This window comes from Halorhabdus sp. CUG00001 (assembly GCF_009797925.1).
Lineage (GTDB): Archaea > Halobacteriota > Halobacteria > Halobacteriales > Haloarculaceae > Halorhabdus.
Window position 1 is genome coordinate 1875870 of sequence record NZ_VOLB01000001.1, and the last position, 19363, is coordinate 1895232.

16 protein-coding genes are annotated in these 19363 nt (G+C 64.1%); 12 read left to right on the top strand and 4 right to left on the bottom strand.

Annotation, left to right across the window (positions count from 1 at the left end; translation table 11 throughout):
* Positions 1-207: 207 nt before the first annotated feature.
* Positions 208-1266, bottom strand: a complete 1059-nt coding sequence (locus tag FR699_RS09410; RefSeq protein ID WP_158855253.1) for a TrmB family transcriptional regulator — start codon at positions 1264-1266, stop codon at positions 208-210.
* A 226-nt stretch (positions 1267-1492) separates the two neighbouring features.
* Here FR699_RS09410 and FR699_RS09415 point away from each other — a divergent pair, with 226 nt between their 5' ends.
* The 3 genes from FR699_RS09415 (at position 1493) to FR699_RS09425 (ending at position 6034) form a co-directional block, all read left to right on the top strand.
* Complete coding sequence (locus FR699_RS09415) at positions 1493-3211, top strand: alpha-glucosidase (RefSeq protein ID WP_158855254.1); 1719 nt, start codon at positions 1493-1495, stop codon at positions 3209-3211.
* A gap of 3 nt (positions 3212-3214) precedes the next feature.
* Complete coding sequence (locus FR699_RS09420) at positions 3215-4909, top strand: alpha-glucosidase (RefSeq protein WP_158855255.1); 1695 nt, start codon at positions 3215-3217, stop codon at positions 4907-4909.
* A gap of 216 nt (positions 4910-5125) precedes the next feature.
* On the top strand, positions 5126-6034 hold the full coding sequence (locus FR699_RS09425; RefSeq protein WP_158855256.1) for a hypothetical protein: 909 nt from the start codon (positions 5126-5128) through the stop codon (positions 6032-6034).
* A gap of 1 nt (position 6035) precedes the next feature.
* Here FR699_RS09425 and FR699_RS09430 read toward each other — a convergent pair whose 3' ends face one another.
* Positions 6036-8117 carry a DEAD/DEAH box helicase gene (locus FR699_RS09430; protein WP_158855731.1) on the bottom strand — a complete coding sequence of 694 codons (2082 nt, stop codon included), beginning with the start codon at positions 8115-8117 and terminating at the stop codon, positions 6036-6038.
* A gap of 105 nt (positions 8118-8222) precedes the next feature.
* Between FR699_RS09430 and FR699_RS09435 the strand changes: the two genes are divergently transcribed.
* Entirely contained in the window at positions 8223-9470 is a 1248-nt protein-coding gene (locus FR699_RS09435; RefSeq protein WP_158855257.1) for a CBS domain-containing protein, read from the top strand.
* A 14-nt stretch (positions 9471-9484) separates the two neighbouring features.
* On the opposite strand, the gene FR699_RS09440 is transcribed toward FR699_RS09435, so the two are convergent.
* Both FR699_RS09440 and FR699_RS09445 read right to left on the bottom strand, forming a co-directional pair.
* Complete coding sequence (locus FR699_RS09440; protein WP_158855258.1) at positions 9485-9988, bottom strand: 2'-5' RNA ligase family protein; 504 nt, start codon at positions 9986-9988, stop codon at positions 9485-9487.
* Between the two features lie 82 nt (positions 9989-10070).
* Entirely contained in the window at positions 10071-10250 is a 180-nt protein-coding gene (locus tag FR699_RS09445) for a hypothetical protein (protein WP_154553022.1), read from the bottom strand.
* 336 nt (positions 10251-10586) lie between these two features.
* On the opposite strand from FR699_RS09445, the gene FR699_RS09450 reads away from it, so the two are divergent.
* The 8 genes from FR699_RS09450 to argF all read left to right on the top strand — a co-directional run bounded on the left by FR699_RS09450 (position 10587) and on the right by argF (position 19286).
* Positions 10587-11816, top strand: a complete 1230-nt coding sequence (locus FR699_RS09450; RefSeq protein ID WP_158855259.1) for an argininosuccinate synthase — start codon at positions 10587-10589, stop codon at positions 11814-11816.
* Positions 11817-11819: 3 nt separating this feature from the next.
* On the top strand, positions 11820-13298 hold the full coding sequence (argH, locus tag FR699_RS09455; RefSeq protein WP_158855260.1) for an argininosuccinate lyase: 1479 nt from the start codon (positions 11820-11822) through the stop codon (positions 13296-13298).
* 108 nt (positions 13299-13406) lie between these two features.
* Positions 13407-14282 (top strand): lysine biosynthesis protein LysX, encoded by an 876-nt coding sequence (gene lysX / locus FR699_RS09460; RefSeq protein WP_158855261.1) that lies wholly within the window; start codon positions 13407-13409, stop codon positions 14280-14282.
* Positions 14282-15340, top strand: coding sequence for an N-acetyl-gamma-glutamyl-phosphate reductase (argC, locus tag FR699_RS09465; protein WP_158855262.1), 1059 nt, complete (start codon positions 14282-14284; stop codon positions 15338-15340). The genes lysX and argC overlap by 1 nt, the downstream gene beginning before the upstream one ends.
* Before the next feature lie 16 nt (positions 15341-15356).
* On the top strand, positions 15357-16199 hold the full coding sequence (locus FR699_RS09470) for an acetylglutamate/acetylaminoadipate kinase (RefSeq protein WP_158855263.1): 843 nt from the start codon (positions 15357-15359) through the stop codon (positions 16197-16199).
* Entirely contained in the window at positions 16196-17323 is a 1128-nt protein-coding gene (locus FR699_RS09475; RefSeq protein WP_154553016.1) for an aspartate aminotransferase family protein, read from the top strand. Before FR699_RS09470 ends, FR699_RS09475 begins: the two co-directional genes overlap by 4 nt.
* Positions 17323-18399, top strand: a complete 1077-nt coding sequence (locus FR699_RS09480) for a [LysW]-lysine hydrolase (protein WP_158855264.1) — start codon at positions 17323-17325, stop codon at positions 18397-18399. The genes FR699_RS09475 and FR699_RS09480 overlap by 1 nt, the downstream gene beginning before the upstream one ends.
* Complete coding sequence (gene argF / locus FR699_RS09485; RefSeq protein WP_158855265.1) at positions 18396-19286, top strand: ornithine carbamoyltransferase; 891 nt, start codon at positions 18396-18398, stop codon at positions 19284-19286. The genes FR699_RS09480 and argF overlap by 4 nt, the downstream gene beginning before the upstream one ends.
* The last annotated feature ends 77 nt before the right edge of the window (positions 19287-19363 follow it).

Consider the following 19363-nt stretch of genomic DNA (forward strand, 5'->3'; position numbering starts at 1 on the left):
AATAAAACTTCTGGGAGAATGTATTCTTCAAAGCTCTTAGCGGGCGTCCAACGCCGTCCCTGGCCGAAACAGTACCCAGCGAAGCGAGACACGGTACTGAACGAAAATGCGTACACGATCGAAGAGCGGAGCCGATCACGAACAGCCACTCAGGCAACGGTTGCACGTCGGACAGGGGGCCGGCAACGAGCAGGACAGACCAGACGGTCACTCTTCCGAGAGCAGCCGAACTGATTCGGCTTCGTACCCCTCTAAGAACGAGTCGTGTCCGCCGACGGTGACTGGCCCGTCGGCCGTCTCGAGGCACAGAGAGTGCTGTAAGGAAAAAGTCTCACTCCGGGGTTCGATGAGTTGCTGGACGACGTCGGTGATCCGGCCGGTCAAGCGTTCGTCGCTTGCCGTCTCGACCTCGGCCCGAAGCGTCGTGCTCTCGGAGTCGGACAACGCAGCCTGGAGGACAGCGTGGCGGAACCACTCGAAGGTCTCTGGCAGTGGATCGGGCGAGGTGACGGACAGTTCCTTGGCGGCAGGCCAGTACGTCGCGATGAACATGCTGAAGATGGTGCTCGTCAGGAACGCTTCGGTGACGTAGACGGCATAGCCGTCGTGGTGAGGTCCAGCGAGGACCGGCGCTTCGCCGACCATCCCCTCACGGTAGTTGTCGACGGCGTACAGAAAGGGCAGGTGCTCGTCCCAGTACCGAACGACGTCGGCGACAGGTTCGAACGGTGCCGGATCGGTGTCGCCCTCGTAGTCCCCGAGCAACAGCAACACGAGCACCCCCCGCTCGTTTGCGGCCTGAAGCGCGGATTCGATCTCGGGATAGATCGCTTGGGGGATCGAAATGACGATCTCGTGGTCGGCTAACTCGATGGCCTGGCGCAGGCGTTTCAGCGCTGTCTCCCTCGATTTGATGATCCGGATGTCCGGAGAGGTCTCTGCCGTTTCGTCGTACGTTGCAGCCAGTTGGGGTCGGATCGATTCGAGCCGGGTGGTGAGGTTCTCGATCGCATCGTCGGGGGGCACGGCACTGATTGTCGTCGGTGATGCGTGCTCTTTGACCCGGACCAATCCACGATCGGCCAGCCGTTCGGCGATGTTGTAGACCGCTCGCTGGGTCACGTCGGCCGCCTCGGCGATCGTTCGCGTCGTCGCCTCGTCGTGGGCCAATATCGCAAGGTACGCGTCGATTTCCGTGTCCGAGAAGCCAAAGACGGCGAGTTCCTCCCGAATCTCCCGGTCACGGCCGTCTGATCGCTCGCTCATCGTCTCACATTCTGCGGGTTGCCTTGAATACGTTACCCATCCACGACGGCCGGGAGACGAAGGCCTGCCCGTCGCCGCCCGGCCAGTGGCGAGAAGAGCGACGATCGAACCGATGGCCCGACTGGACGGGACGTGAGATTTCCCACCGACCCATAGAGTTGTAGTATATGTTCTTCGTAAATTTAGATAACGTTAAGAGCGTGCGACGAGTGGTGTCTAAACGGACATGAGTAACCCGAACGAGCCGGCACACGGGGCCGATGGGTCGACAGAACAGCCACGAGCGTGGTGGAAACGGGCGGACATCTACCAGATCTACCCACGGAGTTTCAACGACAGCGACGGGGATGGCATCGGCGACATTCCCGGGATGATCGAGAACGTCCCGTATCTCGACGAGCTGGGTGTCGATGCCGTCTGGCTGTCCCCAGTCTATGCGTCACCGCAGGCGGACAACGGCTACGACATCAGCGACTACCGCGCTATCGACGACCAATACGGCGAGCTAGCAGACTGGGAAGAGCTGCTCGCAGCGTTGCACGACCGAGACATGCGCCTCATCATGGATCTGGTCGTCAATCACACCTCGGACGAACACGAGTGGTTCCAGCGCTCCCGAGCCGGTGAGGAACCCTACGACGAGTTCTACTACTGGCGAGAGGGCGATCCCGCGGAACCACCGAACAACTGGGACTCCTTTTTTGGCGGCTCCGCCTGGTCCTACGACGAGACCCGCGAGGCGTGGTATCTCCACCTCTTCGACGAGAAACAGCCCGATCTCAACTGGCGCAATCCGGCAGTCCGGGAGGCAGTCTACGAGATGATGCGCTGGTGGCTACAGAAAGGGATCGATGGGTTCCGGATGGACGTCATCAATCTCCTCTCGAAACCCGAGGGGCTCCCGGACGGCGATCCCGACGGAGGGCTGACCGGGGCCGAACACTTCATGAACGGCCCGAAGATCCACGACTACCTCTCGGAAATGATGGCCGAGACGGTCGAAACGGTCGACCGAGAGATTATGACTGTCGGGGAAACCCCCGGCGTCTCCGTCGAGGACGCCCAGGAGTTCGTCGGCGAGGACGGCGACGGCCTCTCGATGGTCTTCCAGTTCGAACACGTCAGCGTCGGCGACGGCGACAGCAAGTGGGAGGCCGGCGAGTGGCATCTGCCGGCGTTCAAAGAAATCATCGAGCGCTGGCAGACTGGGCTGGCCGAGGACGGCTGGAACAGCATCTACCTCTCGAATCACGACCAGCCTCGCATGGTCTCGCGGTTCGGCGACGACGACCAATACCGCCGGAAGTCCGCCAAACTGCTTGGAACGTTCACCCACACGCTACAGGGGACGCCGTTCGTCTACCAGGGCGAGGAACTCGGGATGACGAACACCCCATTCGAATCGATCGAGGAACTGCGCGACGTCGAGGCGATCAATTTCGTCGAAGAGGCCATCGCTACCGGTGACGCCGAGTCCTACGCGGACGTCCGGGACGCGATCGAAGCGGTCAGCCGGGATACCGCCCGAACGCCGATGCAGTGGACCGACGGGACACACGCTGGATTCACCGACGGCGACCCCTGGATCAAGCTCAACCCCAACTACACGAGCGTCAACGCCGAGCGCGAGCGGACGGACCCGGCCTCCGTCTGGCAATACTACCAGGACCTGATCGCCCTGCGCGAGGAACGCGACGTCCTCGTCTTTGGGGACTTCGAGTTGCACTATCCGGATCACCCGTCAGTGTTCGCGTACACGCGGACACTCGGGGACGAACGCGGATTGATCGTGCTCAACTGGTCCGGAGAATCGCGGTCGATCGACGTCCCCGATCACGTCGATCCGGGGCTCGAACTGGCGATCGCCAACGACGACGCCCCCCAAACCCTCGGGACGACACTCGAACTCTCGCCGTGGGAGGCACGCGTCTATCTCACGGGGTGACTCATGGACACGCACGTCGAGACGAGCGAGGACAGCCTCGATCGCGAGTGGTGGACCGAAGCCGTCGTCTACCAGATCTACCCACGGAGTTTCAACGACAGCGACGGCGACGGCGTTGGCGACCTCTCGGGTATCGTCGAGAACGTCGCGTATCTCGACGAGCTAGGTGTCGATGCCGTCTGGCTGTCTCCAGTGTACGAATCGCCCGGCGAGGACAACGGCTACGACATCAGCGACTACCGCGCTATCGACGACCAGTACGGCGAGCTAGCAGACTGGGAGCGCCTCGTCGAGTGCCTCCACGACCGGGACATCCGCCTCATCATGGACCTGGTGATCAACCACACCGCAGACGAACACGCGTGGTTCCAGCGGTCCCGAGCCGGTGAGGAACCCTACGACGAGTTCTACTACTGGCGAGAGGGCGATCCCGCGGAACCACCGAACAACTGGGAGTCGATCTTCGGCGGGCCGGCCTGGTCGTACGACGACCAGCGCGAAGCGTGGTATCTCCACGTCTTCGACGAGAGCCAACCCGACCTCAACTGGCGCAATCCCGACGTTCGCCGGGAGATCGCCGACGTGATCAGCTGGTGGCGCGAGAAGGGGACCGACGGGTTCCGGATCGACGCGGCCTCACACATTTCGAAGCCCGAAGGCCTCCCGGACGGCGATCCGGACACCGATCCGACCGGGATCGCCCACTACAGCCACGGCCCCACCCTGGACGCGTATCTCGAAGAACTCACCGAGCGCACACTGGGCGAGGCCGGGGTGATGACTGTCGCCGAGATGGGCCACACGACCGTCGAACAGGCCGCCGAGTACGTCGCCAGTGAGTCAAATGGCCTCGAGATGGTGTTCCAGTTCGATCACGTCGGAATCGGAGACAGTCCCGAGGACCTCTTCGACCCGGAAGCGAGCGACGAGTGGGACCTCACGGCCTTGAAGGACATCGTGACGCGACAGCAAACTGAGATCGCCTGGCCGGCACCGTTCCTCGGTAATCACGATCTGCCGCGTGCCGTTTCGCTATTCGGCGACGACGAACGATACCATCGCGAGTCGGCGACACTGCTTGCCACGTTCCTGTTGACGCTGCGGGGCACACCGTTCGTCTATCAGGGCGACGCGATCGGAATGCACAACGCCGAGTTCCAGCATCTGGCCGAGATCGATGACGTAATGACGATCGGTCGGGTCGAATCGCTCCAGGAAGCCGGCGTCATCGATTCTCGCGAGGAGGTCCGCCAGTTCGTCAACGAGCGGAGCCGGGACCACGCCCGGACGCCGATGCAGTGGACCGACGGCAAACACGCCGGCTTCACCGACGGCAGCCCCTGGCTCAAAGTCAACGAGCGCTACACCGAGATCAACGTCGAGGCCGCACGCGCCGACACACACTCGGTGCTCGCCCACTACCGAGAACTGATCGACCTGCGCCACGAGTGGGCCGTCCTCGTCGACGGCGACTACGAACTACTGCTCCCCGAAGACGAGCAACTCTACGCCTACAGGCGGACACTGAGCGAGGAGACGGCACTGATCGTGCTCAACTGGTCGGCCGAACCGGCCACCTTCGAGTCGCCGGTCCCGACCGACGGTGCTGACGCCGTTACCGGAAACTACACCGACGTTCCGTCGACCCCTGACGGGACGACGTTCCGCCCCTACGAAGCAGCGATATACAGGCTCTGAGAACGTTCCCGAACGTAGTCCACTCATGCCGCGTTCTCAAAAGCGCCCCCGTTTGTCGGGTGCCGGGACGGCAGTCCACCATAGTCACAAACGACATACCATCCGTCGCGGCGCCCCCCTATTATTGTCCCCTCTTGGCGGCGCGGCACTTGCGGCGGCGAAACCGCCGTTCGGAATGTCAAAGATTTATGCGTAGACTGAGACAAGTACGCGCTGATGACGGATGAAAACAATCCGCGCGAGACGCAGAATGGCGAGCAGGACAGTCAACCACGTGGGAATACGGGTGGACAACCAGCGAATCAGGGTGGAGCTCCCGGCGGCCAGCAAGCGGCGGGCACGGGGGCCCAGGGCCAGGGCAGCCAGCACACCCAGGGTCAGCAAGGCCAGGGCGGCCAGTACGCCCAGGATCAGCAAGGCCAGGGCGGCCAGTACGCCCAACAAGGTCAATACGCCCAAGGCGGTGGCTACGGTGGTTCGAGCCTGTTGAACGACCTGCAACGGCCCGAGCCCAAGCGCTATCTCAAAGGCATCGTCGGAACGATGGGGATCGCGTCGGTGCTACTGGGCGCGATGACGTTCCTGCTGGGAATGATCGGCGGATTCTCGTTCGTCCCGGGAGCGGTTGAGGTGGCCGGAAGTACCGCTTCGGCGATGGGCACCTCCAGTGGCCCGCAAGTCGGTCAAGTACTGGGAACGACTCACCAGCTGACGATCGGATATCTGACGGCCGAGATCGCCCCCTTCATCGCGTTCGGTCTCGCGCCATTGATCGGCCTGTTCGTGGCGACCCAAATGAGCGACGACGTACAGACCCGTCGCATGACGGCAGGTGCCGGTGTCTTCCTGGGCGGATTCGTGTTCGTCCTTGTAACGACGCTCATGGCGTCGTTTATCGTCCCGTCACTGAGTGCATTCACTGAGGCCGCGGGATCGAGCGCGGCCGGTCTCGGCGGTCTCCCCGCGGGAGCATCAGAGATGTCAGGATCGCTCAACAACCTCAGTTCGATCCAGTTCGGCAATCTCATCATCAATAGCGTCATCGTCGGACTGATGTCCGGCATCGCGGCGTTCGGAGCCGCCTACGCAGCCGACACCTTCCTCGGTGAAGGCGCGGGCTACTGACTCATCGCTGTTCATCAGCCAACTCCGCGTCGGCGACGATCTCGAAGGGGTCCATTCCCTTGCGGATCCCGTCCAGTAGCAGGAACGCCCGATCGGGCGAGAGGAAGTGCCGCGTCACGGCCCGTCCTAGCGGCGTCGGCTCCAGGCCATCGATGAACTCGTACTCCAGAAGCTTTCCAAGAGCGTGTTTGGTCGGCACCTCACCGAGCATCCGACCGTTGAGTCGCTTGGTCGCACTGCCGCCGACGACGACGTTCGCCAGCGTCTCCTCGACAGCTGCGCTCTCGTCGTAGCGATTCATGACGGGTTCCATCTCTCCTTTGAGGAGCTTGAATGCCACCTCGTCTTCGGTCATTTCCTGGCTGTTGTGATAGACGCCGTCGGGTTCGACCAGCAGGTAGACCGTCCCTTTGTCGTGGTAATCGGGCCGGCCGGCCCGCCCGAGCATCTGAGAGAACTCTTGGACGGTCAGCCACTCGATGCCCATCGCCAGGGAGTCGAAAATGACCTGGGAGGCCGGGAAGTCGACGCCGGCCGCAAGCGCTGCCGTCGTGACGACGGCGGACAGTTCCTGGTCGGCAAACATCGACTCGACTTTGCCGCGGCGGCTGTTGTCCAGCCCGGCGTGATAGGGAGCCGAGGAGTACTCCAGTCGACGAGAGATCTCGTGACAGCGCCGCCGTGAGTTGGTGAAGATGATCGTCTGGCCGCGATACCCCTTCGAGGATTTCGTGTCGAAAGCCCGCTTGACGAGTTTGTTCTCGATATCGACTTTCTCGTAGTCGTCGGCGAAAGTGACGTGCCGTTCGATCGGCACGGGCCGTTCCTCGAACTCGATGAGTTGAGCCTCCAGGGAGTCCGCCAGCGAGCCCGGATTGCCGACGGTCGCCGAGAGGTAAATCCACTGGGTGTTGCCGGGCGCACTCGTCTGCCCGCCCCGGTCGTCACGGACCGCCGTCCCACCGCCTTCCTCACAGTAGTACTTCAGCCGCGAAATGAGGCCGTCCAGGCGGTGGCCGCGCTCGCCCTCACCGAGGGTGTGGACCTCGTCGATGACGACCGTCCCGATCTGACCGAGATCGTGGCCGACCCGCAGGGCATGATCGATTCCCTCGTAGGTACCAACGATGATGTCCGCACTCGGGTCGAACCCGCCACCTTCACCCCGGATACGACTGGAGCCAACGCGGAGACTCACGTCGACGAGATCGCCGTACGCCTCTTGAAAGTCCTGGTATTTCTGGTTTGCCAGCGCCACGAGCGGGACCAAAAACAGCATCTTTCCCTTGCCGTTGAGGACCCGATCGATCCCGGCCATCTCGCCGATCAGCGTCTTCCCGGTCGCCGTCGCCGAGACCACGAGTTGGTCCTGTCCATCCGTGACGCCGTGCTCGACCGCCAGACTCTGGACCGGCAGAAGTTCCTCGAACTGGGATTCGAGTTTCTGTTGCATGCCCGGATGGAGGCTCAGCGAGTCAGTTGGGACGAGATCGACGTCCTCGACGGTGGCGCTGATCTCGTCGAACTTCGTGAGTTCCGGATCGAGTTCCCCAGAGAGGAGGTTCTTGATGCGTTCGAGATCCTGGACTTCGAGCAAGAGCGCTTCGAGGCGATCGCGGGCAGTACCCGTCACGTCGCCGTGGTAGGCGAGTTCACGCTCCAGTTCCGCGATCGCACAGTCCGGACAGATATCGTCGCCGTCGGCAGCGATCGCCGTCTCGCTCGTGATCGGCGCGTACTCGCCACTGGAGGCACAGTACCGACAGGTCCGGACGACCTTCGCTTCGAGTTGGTAGGCATCGAGCATCTCGCGGGCGACCCGTCGACCACGACTGGAGGTCTGTTCGGAGACGCGGATCCGGTCGGCCCGGCGAGCCAGTTCGACGAACTGGTCGGGGCTGCGCAGATCCTCCTGGCTGCCCCGCTGGACCCGAAGGCGGGCCGGGCGGGGACCGGCCGAGGTCTCTTTGACCTCCAGTCGACCGCCAAGTACCCGCTGTCCGTCCTGCTGGACGACCACCCGAAAGTCCTCGCCGTCTTCGTGGACGAATAGCGTGTCGACGGCCGAAAGCTGCTGGGACACACCGCCAATAGGAGCAGGATCCACTTGACTCACTCGGACCCGATCGGACCGAGACGCCATGCCGTGACACGGAGCCTTAAGACGCTGCCAAGACTACGTGCGGACATGCGACGCATCCGGATCGGTAGCGCCTTCGGGATCCCGATACAGCTGGACTTTACGTTCCTGCTGGTACTCCCGCTGTTTGCCTGGATCATCGGCGCGCAGGTCGGCCAGTCGGTCGAACTCATGAACGAGGTCTGGGGGGCCGGCATCCCCATCGAGCCACTGTCGACGGGTGCGTTCCCGTACGTCCTGGGGATCACTGCGGCCGTCGGCCTGTTTGCCTGCGTCGTCCTCCACGAACTGGGCCACTCGGTCGTCGCAATGCGGTTTGGCTTTCCGATCTCGTCGATCACGTTGTGGCTCTTTGGCGGGATCGCCCAGCTCGAGGAGATGCCCGAAGACTGGAAACAGGAACTGTTCATCGCGATCGCCGGCCCCGCCGTCAGCGTGGCCCTCGCTGGCATCTCGTATGCCGGCTTCTGGCTCGTGCCGACGGGCGAGGCGGTCGGGATCGCGTCGGTGAAGTTCCTGCTTGGGTACTTCGCGCTGATGAACGTCGCCCTGGCGATCTTCAACATGCTGCCCGGCTTCCCGATGGACGGCGGACGGGTCCTCCGGGCGCTGCTCGCCCGGACGCGCCCGTTCGCCCGGGCGACCCAGATCGCCGCCGAGGTCGGGAAGCTCTTTGCCCTCCTGCTCGGGTTGTTCGGCCTGTTCGGCGGCGGCGGCCTGTTTCTGGTCGCGATCGCCTTCTTCATTTACATCGGCGCATCCAGTGAAGCCCAGATGACGACGATGAAAGCCGCCTTCGAGGGCGTGACCGTCCGAGACGTGATGACGCCGGCCGATCGGGTTCAGTCGGTCGATCCGGACATGTCGGTCGCGGAGTTGATGGAACTCATGTTCCGGGAACGCCACACGGGCTTTCCCGTCGTCGAGAACGACGAGATCGTCGGGCTGGTGACCTTAGAAGACGCCCGTGCCGTCCGGGAAGTCGAACGCGAGGCCTTCACCGTTTCGGACGTGATGACGACCGATCTGCGGACGATCGGCCCGGACGAAGACGCGATGGCGGCCCTGACGCGCCTCCAAGAGAACAACATCGGGCGGCTGTTGGTCATGGAGGCCGGGGAGTTCGCTGGCTTGCTCACCCGGACAGACCTCATGACCGCTCTGGATATCATCAAGCAGAGTGGCCGCGACAGACTCGTGGGTGGCGGATCGTTCGGGAATAGGACGGTCCCGACGACTGGTCGAGATGCCGACGACGACGACATCTCCAAAGAAGACCGCCGCTTCGAGGACTGAGCCGACAGCGAGGCTCAGATTGGCAGAGAGACACTACTTGCGGGCTCACCGCGTCGGGCGTCACGAACGGTCAGTCGCGAGACCGTCCAGGTGATCGGCTCGATCGAGCGCTCGGCCAGTCCGGTGGTCGTCGCCCGATCGCCGCCCCGGGCGATCGTGACGTGTGGGGAGTAGTCGTCGCCTTCCATCCCTTCGACCGGGGAGAACTTCGCGACGAGTTTCTCGTGAACGCGCCGGAGTTCGGGACTCTCGACGGTGAGATAGACGACGGGCGAGGGGCCGTTCGTCGCGTTGGCGAAGTAATCGATACCAGTCACTTGTGCCTCGAATGGCGGCTGCCCAGCGAGATACTCCCGGATCTGGGCCTGGAGTCGCGGCACCGATCGATCCTGCCCGAGTCGCTTGAGCACCAGCGTGTGCTCGCCGCGCGTTCGTTCCTGGGCCCGTGGCACTTCCCGGGCGAGTTCACTCGCCAGTCGGGCAACCGACGAGGGAACGGGGACGTTCAGACTGTACACGTCTTGAGTGGAGAGGTCGAGCAGAATAAGCGCCCCGATCGATCAGACAGGTCCGGATCACTCGCTGAAAGAGCGAGATCCCTCAGATCCGGTCGAGAAGCCACAGCACGATCAACACGACGATGATCAGCCCGAGCAGCGGCCGGAATGGGCCAAGAAGCCACGCCATCCACCCCAGGACCTCGCCAACGATTTCGAGGACAACCAAGACGATTACCAGTGCGAGGACGATCTTCAGGAGGTCTTCGACGTCGAGATTCATGTAAATAACTCCACACGCGAGAAGCATAGGTGTTGTGGCAGTTGCCGACCACGAGGACACAGAACCGTGACCCAGCAGTCACGACAGAGATCAACACGCAAGGAACAAACCCGGAAGATATTTGTACTCCATGCCGGATATTCCGGGGTACATGACGCCGATCCACCGGTCCGCGTCGATCGCAGTTGTGACCGGCGGGTCTGTCTCCCTTCTTCGACGCCGACGACGGGGCCGTTAGCCCCATCACTACTACTCCTTTCACGCGTTCGAACGTTCTCATCGCCGCCCACCGTCGGGTTCCGGGGCGGTCATCTCTCACCCGACAGTCACGACACTATGACACACTCCACGACACAACAGGACGGAAACGGCACAGTTGCACTCGCCTTCTCGGGCGGGCTCGACACCACAGTCTGCGTACCACTACTCAAAGAGGAATACGGCTACGACGACGTCATCGGCGTCACGGTCGACGTCGGCCAACCGGAGTACGAATTCGACGAAGCCGAGGAGACGGCCGAGGCCCTCGGTCTCGACCACTACGTCGTCGACGCCCGTGAGGAATTCGCCGACCTCTGCCTGTCCGCCGTCGAGGCCAACGCCGACTACCAGGGCTATCCGCTGGGAACCGCCCTCGCACGGCCAGTCATCGCCGAGGGAATCGCCGCGGTCGCCAGAGAGCAGGGCTGTAGTGCCCTCGCGCACGGCTGTACTGGCAAGGGCAACGATCAGTTGCGCTTCGAGGCCGTCTGGCGCGACACCGACATGGACGTCATTGCGCCGATCCGCGAACTCGGGCTCACCCGCGAGTGGGAGAACGAGTACGCCGAGGAGAAGGGTCTGCCCGTCGAGGGCGGGGCCGGCGGTCGCTACTCCATCGACACGAACCTCTGGAGTCGCTCGATCGAGGGCTCGGAACTCGAAGACCCCGCGACGATCCCAGAGGACGACATCTACCTCTGGACGGAGAATCCGTCCGGGAAGGACGCCGAACTCGTCGAGATTACGTTCGAGAACGGCACTGCTGTCGCCGTCGACAGCGAACAACTCGGCTCGGTCGAACTCATCGAGGAACTCAACGAGCGCGCCGGTGCCCACGGGATCGGGCGGACGGACATGATGGAAGACCGGATGCTCGGCCTCAAAGTGCGCGAGAACTACGAGCACCCCGCGGCGACGGTGCTGCTGACGGCCCACGAGGCCCTGGAGGGACTCGTCCTCACCGCCGAGGAACGCCAGTTCAAGACCTCCATCGACCAGCGCTGGTCCGAGAAGGCCTACGAGGGACTGATCGACGCACCCCTCGTGAAAGACCTCGAAGGGTTCATCGGCGAAACGCAGTCCCGCGTGACCGGGACAGTGACGGTCAAGCTCGAAGGCGGGCACTGCCGGGCCGTCTCGCGTGAATCCGAGTACTCGGTGTACAACGAGTCGGCGGCCTCGTTCAACGAGGAGGCCGTCACCGGCGGGATTACACAGGACGACGCCACCGGCGTCGCGAAGTACCACGGGTTCCAGTCGCGCCTGGCCAGCGAGGTCACCGAGTCTCTGGCCGACGAGGAGTGAGTTATGCCCGAGGAACCCACGGACGAGAGCGGGACCGACGGCGATAGCGTCGTTCGCCGCGAGCGCTTCAGCGGCGGCCCCGCCCGGGGGTTCCTCTCGTCGCTCGCCGCGGATGAGCGCATCTTCGCCGCTGACCTCGCAGTCGATCGCGCCCACGTCGTGATGCTCGCCGAACAGGGGATCGTCGAGGCGGAGACCGCTGGCGAGATCCTGGCCGCACTCGACGACATCGAAGCGGCAGGTCACGACGCCCTGCCCGACGGCGAAGACGTCCACGAGGCTATCGAGACGGCCGTCATCGACCGCGTCGGTCCTGACGGCGGTCGGATGCACACCGCCCGCTCGCGTAACGACGAGGTGGCGACCTGCATTCGTTACCGCCTACGCGAGGACCTGCTGGACGCGATCGAGGCGACGCTCGAAGCGCGCGGCGCGCTGATCGAGACCGCCGAGGCCGAGGGCGAAACCGTCATGCCCGGCTTCACCCACCTCCAGCCGGCCCAGCCGACGACCGTCGCTCACTGGGCACTGTCCTACGAGCGCGCGCTGGCCCGCGAGACGGCCCGCCTGTTCGATGCCTACGAGCGCACGAACCAGTCGCCGCTCGGCGCGGCCGCCTTCGCGGGCACGCCGTTCGATGTCGACCGCGATCGGACAGCCGAACTGCTGGGCTTCGACGGACCGATGGACAACGCGATGGACGCCGTCTCGGCGCGGGACTTTCTCGTCGAGTCGACGGCTGTTCTGGCAACCCTGGCGACGACGCTGTCGGGACTGGCCGAGGACGTCGTGATCTACGCCAACAAGGGATACGTCGAGGTGGACGACGCCTACGCCTCAACCTCCTCGATCATGCCACAGAAGAAGAACCCCGACACGCTCGAACTCGTCCGCGCACGTGCGGGTGACGCCGCGGCGGGGCTCAACGGCCTGCTGACGACGCTGAAAGGGTTGCCACGGGCGTACAACCGCGACCTCCAGCGGGCCGGCGGGCACGCCTGGCGGACGATCGATGGCGTCAGCGAGGCCACCGAAGTCGCTGCCGGCGCGATTGCCACAGCCGAGTGGAACGACGCGGCGCTGGCCGACGCGGCAGGCGAGGGATTTTCGACCGCCACTGGCGTCGCCGACGCCTTAGCGATGGCCGGCGTCCCGTTCCGGACGGCCCACGAAGTCGTCGCGAGCACGGCACAAGCGGCTGGCGAAACGGACTTCCAGACGCTTGAGGCCGCCACGCGGAAAGTACTCGACAAATCATTGACCGAGTTCGTCGACCGCGAAACGGTCGAGGCAACGCTCGATCCCACAGAGAGCGTCGCCAGTCGCGACTCTCCCGGCGGCCCGGCCCCAGAGGCCGTCGCCGAGCAGGTTGTGACGGCCCGCGAGGACCACGCGGCAGACAGCGACGCGCTGGCCGAGCGCCGGGAGACGCGTGCGAAAGCGGACGCCGCGCTACAGGCAGAGGTGGAGACGTATGTTTGAGACGATCAGCACGACCACAGTGACCACTCACCACATGACCACGAGACCGTCCATCGAATCGCCCCATCAGTCGCCCGACGACGGGCAGACAACGGAGCGTGAATCGCTATGAACGTCGGATTGCTGTACTCGCGCATTCGCCAGGACGAGAAACTCCTCCTCTCGGAGTTGCGCGAGCGCGGCCACGAGGTGACGAAAATCGACGTGCGCAAACAGCGCTTCGGCCTCGATTCGCCCCCGGCGGATTTCGAGGGCGTCGATGTCGTCCTCGATCGCTGTCTGGCGACCAGTCGGAGTCTCTACGCGACGGAGTTTTTAGACGCCTACGACATCCCCGTCGTCAACAGCCACGAGACGGCCGAGACCTGCGCCGACAAGGTGACCAACAGTCTCGAACTGCAGAAAGCCGGCGTTCCGACCCCGAAGACGGAGGTCGCCTTCACCAAGGACACCGCTCTCGAGATCATCGAAGACTTCGGCTATCCCTGCGTGCTCAAGCCCGTCATCGGCTCGTGGGGCCGCTTGATGGCCAAGATCGACACGAAGGATGCCGCCGAGGCGATCCTCGAACACAAGGCGACGCTGGGTCACTACGAGCACAAGGTCTTCTACGTCCAGGAGTTCGTCGAGAAACCAGGCCGGGACATCCGCGTGCTGGCGACCGACGGCGAGCCGATCGCGGCGATGGTCCGCTCCTCGGATCACTGGCTGACCAACGCCGCGAAGGGTGCTGAAACCGATGTCTTCGAACTGGACGATCGCGCCCGCGAACTCGTCGCGGAGGCGAGCGAAGCCGTCGGCGGCGGTCTCCTGGGCATCGATCTCATGGAAACAGGTGAGGACGAAGACGGCAACCCCACCGGCTACACCGTCCACGAGGTCAATCACACCGTCGAGTTCAAGGCGCTGAACGACACCGTCGAGACGGACGTGCCCGGCCAGGTCGTCGACTGGCTGGAGACGAAAGCGGAGGTGAACGAGTGATGTCCGCGAGCGAGGGGGAAGCGTCACTCACTGCCTCGGTCGTCGGTGCAAGTGGCTTCACCGGCGGCGAACTCCTGCGGTTGCTCGCCGGTCATCCCGATTTCGAGATCGCCCAGGCCACGAGTCGCTCGAAGGCAAACAAGACGATCGGTCACGTCCATCCGAATCTCCGTGAACTGGACCTGCGGTTCAGTTCGCCCGAGGATCTGGAGTCGGTGGACGTACTGTTCGCGGCGACGCCCCACGGCGTCTCGATGGACCACATCGACGCGTTCCAAGACGCCGCCGACACCGTCGTGGACCTCTCGGCTGACTTCCGCCTCGACTCGGAATCCCAGTACGACGAGTGGTACGACGGGCATTCACGGCCCGAGTTGCTGGCCGAATCCGAGTACGCCCTCCCGGAACTCAACCGCGAGAACCTGGCCGGCGCGGATCTGATCGCCTCCGGCGGCTGTAACGCGACGGCGACGATCCTCGGCCTGCTGCCGCTGTTCGAGAACGACGTCCTCTCGGGGGACGAACAGATCGTCGTCGACGTGAAAGTCGGGTCCTCGGAAGGTGGCGCAGGGGGCGGCGAGGCCTCCAGCCATCCCGAGCGCTCGGGTGTCGTCCGCCCCTATGCGCCGACGGGCCACCGCCACGAGGCCGAGATCGAGCAGTTCCTCGGGACGAGCGTCTCCTTTACCGTCCACGCGGTGGAGATGATCCGCGGCGCGAGCGCGACGATCCACGTCTTCCCCGAGGAGCCCGTCTCGAAAGGGGACCTTTGGGGGGCCTACCGCGGAAGCTACGAGGACGAACCGTTCGTTCGGATGGTCGCCGGCGGCGGTGGCGTCTATCGCTACCCCGAGCCGAAGGCCGTCGCGGGCTCGAACGACGCCGAGGTCGGCTTCGAACTCGATCCTGGAAACAAGCGTGTCGTCGTCTTCTCGGCCATCGACAACATGATGAAGGGCTCGGCCGGCCAGGCCGTCCACGCGGCCAACATCGCGCTCGGCCTCGAAGAGACGGCCGGGCTGGACTTTGCGGGAATGCACCCGGTGGGATCGCCATGACGGAGGTGTGTCGCGCGTGACCGTGGTCGTCAAAGTCGGCGGCGCTCGCGCTGTCGATCCAGAAGGTGCGCTGGCGGACGTAGCCACACTCATAGAGGAAGGTGAAGACATCGTAGTGGTCCACGGCGGCTCGACAAAAGTGGACGAGACCCTCGAACGCATGGGGATCGAGCCGGAGTACGTCGAGACGCCTTCCGGTGTCGTCGGCCGATTCACCGACGAGAAGACCATAGAAGTCTTCGAGATGGCATTTGGCCACCTCAACACGCAACTCGTCGCGGGCTTGCAGAGCCAAGGCGTCGACGCGGTGGGACTCAACGGCGTCGATGGGAAACTCCTGGCCGGACCCCGGAAATCGGCTGTTCGCGTCATGGAGGACGGCAAACGGAAGATCAAGCGCGGCGATCACTCGGGCTCGATCAAGGAGGTCAACGAGGACCTACTGTATACGTTGTTAGACGATGGATACACCCCAGTTGCCGGGCCACCGATGGCCGGTAAGGATGATGCCGAGTGGATTCCGGTCAACACCGACGCCGACCGCTCGGCGGCCGCCATCGCCGGGGCACTCGACGCGAGGCTCGTCCTACTGACGGACGTTGCTGGTGTCTACGAGGATCCCGACGATGCCGAGACGCTGATCGAATCAGTCGAGACGGGCGAGGACTGGGAGACGCTCGAAGACGCCGCCGAGGGCTTCATGGAGCGCAAAATCATGGCTGCCAAAGAGGCACTCGTCGGCGGCGCACCTGCGGTCGTCGTCGCTGACGCCAACGCTGCCGACCCAATCAGTGCTGCCCTCGACGGAAGCGGAACACACGTACACGAAACAGCGATCGATACGGAGGATCAATCATGAGCGGATTCGTCTTTTCAGAGAAACCGATACAGATCGAGGACGGAGACGGTGCAGTCGTCTACGACGACGCGGGTAGAGAGTATCTAGACATGGGCGCAAGTTACGCTTGCGTCCCACTGGGGCACAGCCACGCAGCCGTCGATACGGCCGCCAAAGACCAGATCGACGACCTGACCTACGTCCAGGCGTCCTATCCCGTCGAAACCCGGACGCAACTGTACGACCGACTGGCGGCCGTCGCACCAGGCGACATCGACAACGTCTGGCTGTGCAATTCGGGGACGGAGGCCAACGAGGCCGCCCTGAAGTTCGCCCGGTCGGCGACGGGCGACTCGAAGATCGTCGCCACCATGCAGGGCTTTCACGGCCGGACGATGGGGGCGCTGGCGACCACCTGGAAGGACAAGTACAAGAAGCCCTACGAACCGCTGATCGGCGATGTCGAGTTCGTCCCCTACGACGACAGCGAGGCCCTCGCCGAGGCTGTCGACGACGAGACGGCCGCGGTCATCATGGAACCCATCCAGGGCGAGGGCGGGATCCACCCCGCCTCGACGGAGTACCTCGAGGCCGCCCGCGAGATCACCGACGAGGCCGACGCAGCACTGATATTCGACGAGGTCCAGACCGGCATGGGCCGAACGGGAGCGCTGTGGGCCTGCGAGAAAAGCGGCGTCGTCCCGGACATGCTCACGACGGCAAAGGGACTGGCCAATGGCTTCCCGATGGGTGCGACGCTGTGTCGGGACTGGATCGCCGAGGACTACGGCTCTCACGCCTCGACGTTTTCGGGCGGGCCAGTAGTTTCGGCGGCCGCCGAGGCAACGGTCTCGACGCTCGTCGAAGAAGAGATCCCGAGCCACGCCGCCGACGTGGGCGAGTACCTTCGTGGGCAACTCAGCGAAGAACTCGGTGACAGTGCCCGCGAGGTCCGTGGCGAAGGACTCATGGTCGGTGTCGAGATCAAGCGGGGGGCCAACCGCGTGCTCAAGGATCTCGCCCTGAACCATCAGGTGCTGGCGCTGCCGGCCGGTCGAACGGTCGTACGGCTGCTCCCGCCGCTGGTCGTCGATCGCGAGGACGCTGACGCGGCCGTCGCGGCGCTATCGGAGGCGATCGACTGATGAGCGCCGCGACTGAAGATCAAGCGGCGGAAGTCTCGACAGCGGCGGCCCGCGAACTACTCGTTGATCTTGTCAGTACGCCGTCTGTCTCTGGCAACGTCGAGGCGGCTACCGAAGAACTCGTGGCCTTCTTCGAGGCACACGACCGCGAGGTCTGGGTCGACGACGTGGGCAACATCCGTGCCCCGGCAGACGATGGCGTCCTCCTCACCTCTCACATCGACACCGTGCCGGGAGACATTCCAGTGCGGTTAGAAGAGAACGACGACGGCGAGACAGTGCTGTGGGGTCGCGGGAGTGTCGACGCCAAGGGACCCCTGGCGGCGATGGCCGCCGTAGCAGTCCGGACGGGGGCGAGCTTTGCCGGCGTCGTCGGTGAGGAGGTCGACTCGACCGGCGGACGCTACCTGGTCGCGGACCGCGATAGCGAGCCCGACGTGGTGATCAACGGCGAACCCTCCGGCTGGGACGGAATCACGCTCGGGTATCGCGGTCTGCTCGGTGGCACGTACGTCGCTACCAGCGAATCCGGGCACTCCTCGCGGCCCGACAACAACGCGATTCAAGACGCCATCGACTGGTGGAACCGCGTCGAAAGCGAGTTCGCCAAAGACGAGTGGCACCCCGTCTTCGAGCGCGTTACCTGCAAACCAGTCGATATCGACGGCGGGATCAGCGGTGACGGCCTCTCCGTCGAGACGACGATGCGCGTCCAGTTGCGCGTCCCGCCGGAGTACACGACCGACGAACTCAGAGAAATGGCCGGCGGCCACTTAGAGAACGGGACGGTCAACTGGGACGATTGGGTCGAACCGGTGATGATGAGTCCCCGGACCGAAGTCGCCCGCGCCTTTCGTGCGGCGATTCGTAAGCGCGACGGCGACCCACGCCTGTTGCGCAAGACCGGGACCAGCGACATGAACATCTACGCCGACGCCTGGGACGCCGAGATGGTGACCTACGGCCCCGGCGACTCGGATCTGGACCACGCCCCGGACGAACACCTGCCGCTGCCCGAGTACGACCACTCGGTTGCAGTCTTAGAGGACGTCACGACGACCCTCTTAGAACCATGACACGCAACGTACTCGACGTCGACGATCTCTCGGCCGAGGAGTTGACGACCGTCCTCGACCGCGCGGCCGCGATCAAGGCCGGCGAGGAACCGGGCAAACCGCTCGAAGACGAGACGCTGGCGATGATATTCGAAAAGCCCTCGACCCGGACACGGGTCTCTTTCGAGACTGGCATGACCCAACTCGGCGGCCACGCCATTTTCCTCGGGCCGGACGACATCCACCTCGGAGAAGGCGAGCCGGTCAAGGACACCGCGCGGGCGGTCTCGCGGTACACTGACACGATCATGGCGCGGCTGTTCGACCACGAAGACGCCCAGAAGCTGGCCGAATACGCGACCGTGCCGGTGATCAACGGGCTCACTGACGACGCCCACCCCTGCCAGACACTCGCAGATCTGCTGACCATCCGCGAGCACTTCGGCGGATTCGACGAGGTGAGAGTCGCCTGGGTCGGCGACGGCAACAACGTCGCCCAGTCGTTCGTCCTCGGCGCGGCGATGGTCGGCCTCGACCTGACCGTCGCGACCCCGGAGGGCTACGGGATCGACGACGACGTACTGGAGCGGGCCGGAGAACTCGGCACCGCACCCGAGACGACGACCGATCCCGAGGCAGCCGTTGGGGACGCCGATGTCGTCTACACGGACGTCTTCGTCAGCATGGGCCAGGAGGATCGCCGCGAGGAAAAACTCGAAGCCTTCGAAGGATTCCAGATCACGGCCGATCTACTCGGCGACCGCGCGCTGATGCACTGTCTGCCGGCCCACCGCGGCGAGGAAGTCACCGACGAGGTAATCGAGAGTGACAGCGCGATCGTCTGGGACCAGGCGGAAAATCGACTCCACGCCCAGAACGGGCTGTTGGTGTGGTTGGCAGAACGGTAGTTTCGCGAGCGACCGACTGGAGCGAGCGGTTTTTGGTCCACCGGTAGAGCAAGCTCTGCCGAGCCCACACTCACTTC

Bases quoted from the DNA above. Each gene is read 5' to 3' on its own strand.
- FR699_RS09410 (WP_158855253.1), bottom strand. From the start codon at position 1,266: ATGAGCGAGCGATCAGACGGCCGTGACCGGGAGATTCGGGAGGAACTC.
- FR699_RS09415 (WP_158855254.1), top strand. From the start codon at position 1,493: ATGAGTAACCCGAACGAGCCGGCACACGGGGCCGATGGGTCGACAGAA.
- FR699_RS09420 (WP_158855255.1), top strand. From the start codon at position 3,215: ATGGACACGCACGTCGAGACGAGCGAGGACAGCCTCGATCGCGAGTGG.
- FR699_RS09425 (WP_158855256.1), top strand. From the start codon at position 5,126: ATGACGGATGAAAACAATCCGCGCGAGACGCAGAATGGCGAGCAGGAC.
- FR699_RS09435 (WP_158855257.1), top strand. From the start codon at position 8,223: ATGCGACGCATCCGGATCGGTAGCGCCTTCGGGATCCCGATACAGCTG.
- FR699_RS09445 (WP_154553022.1), bottom strand. From the start codon at position 10,250: ATGAATCTCGACGTCGAAGACCTCCTGAAGATCGTCCTCGCACTGGTA.
- FR699_RS09450 (WP_158855259.1), top strand. From the start codon at position 10,587: ATGACACACTCCACGACACAACAGGACGGAAACGGCACAGTTGCACTC.
- argH (WP_158855260.1), top strand. From the start codon at position 11,820: ATGCCCGAGGAACCCACGGACGAGAGCGGGACCGACGGCGATAGCGTC.
- lysX (WP_158855261.1), top strand. From the start codon at position 13,407: ATGAACGTCGGATTGCTGTACTCGCGCATTCGCCAGGACGAGAAACTC.
- argC (WP_158855262.1), top strand. From the start codon at position 14,282: ATGTCCGCGAGCGAGGGGGAAGCGTCACTCACTGCCTCGGTCGTCGGT.
- FR699_RS09475 (WP_154553016.1), top strand. From the start codon at position 16,196: ATGAGCGGATTCGTCTTTTCAGAGAAACCGATACAGATCGAGGACGGA.
- FR699_RS09480 (WP_158855264.1), top strand. From the start codon at position 17,323: ATGAGCGCCGCGACTGAAGATCAAGCGGCGGAAGTCTCGACAGCGGCG.
- argF (WP_158855265.1), top strand. From the start codon at position 18,396: ATGACACGCAACGTACTCGACGTCGACGATCTCTCGGCCGAGGAGTTG.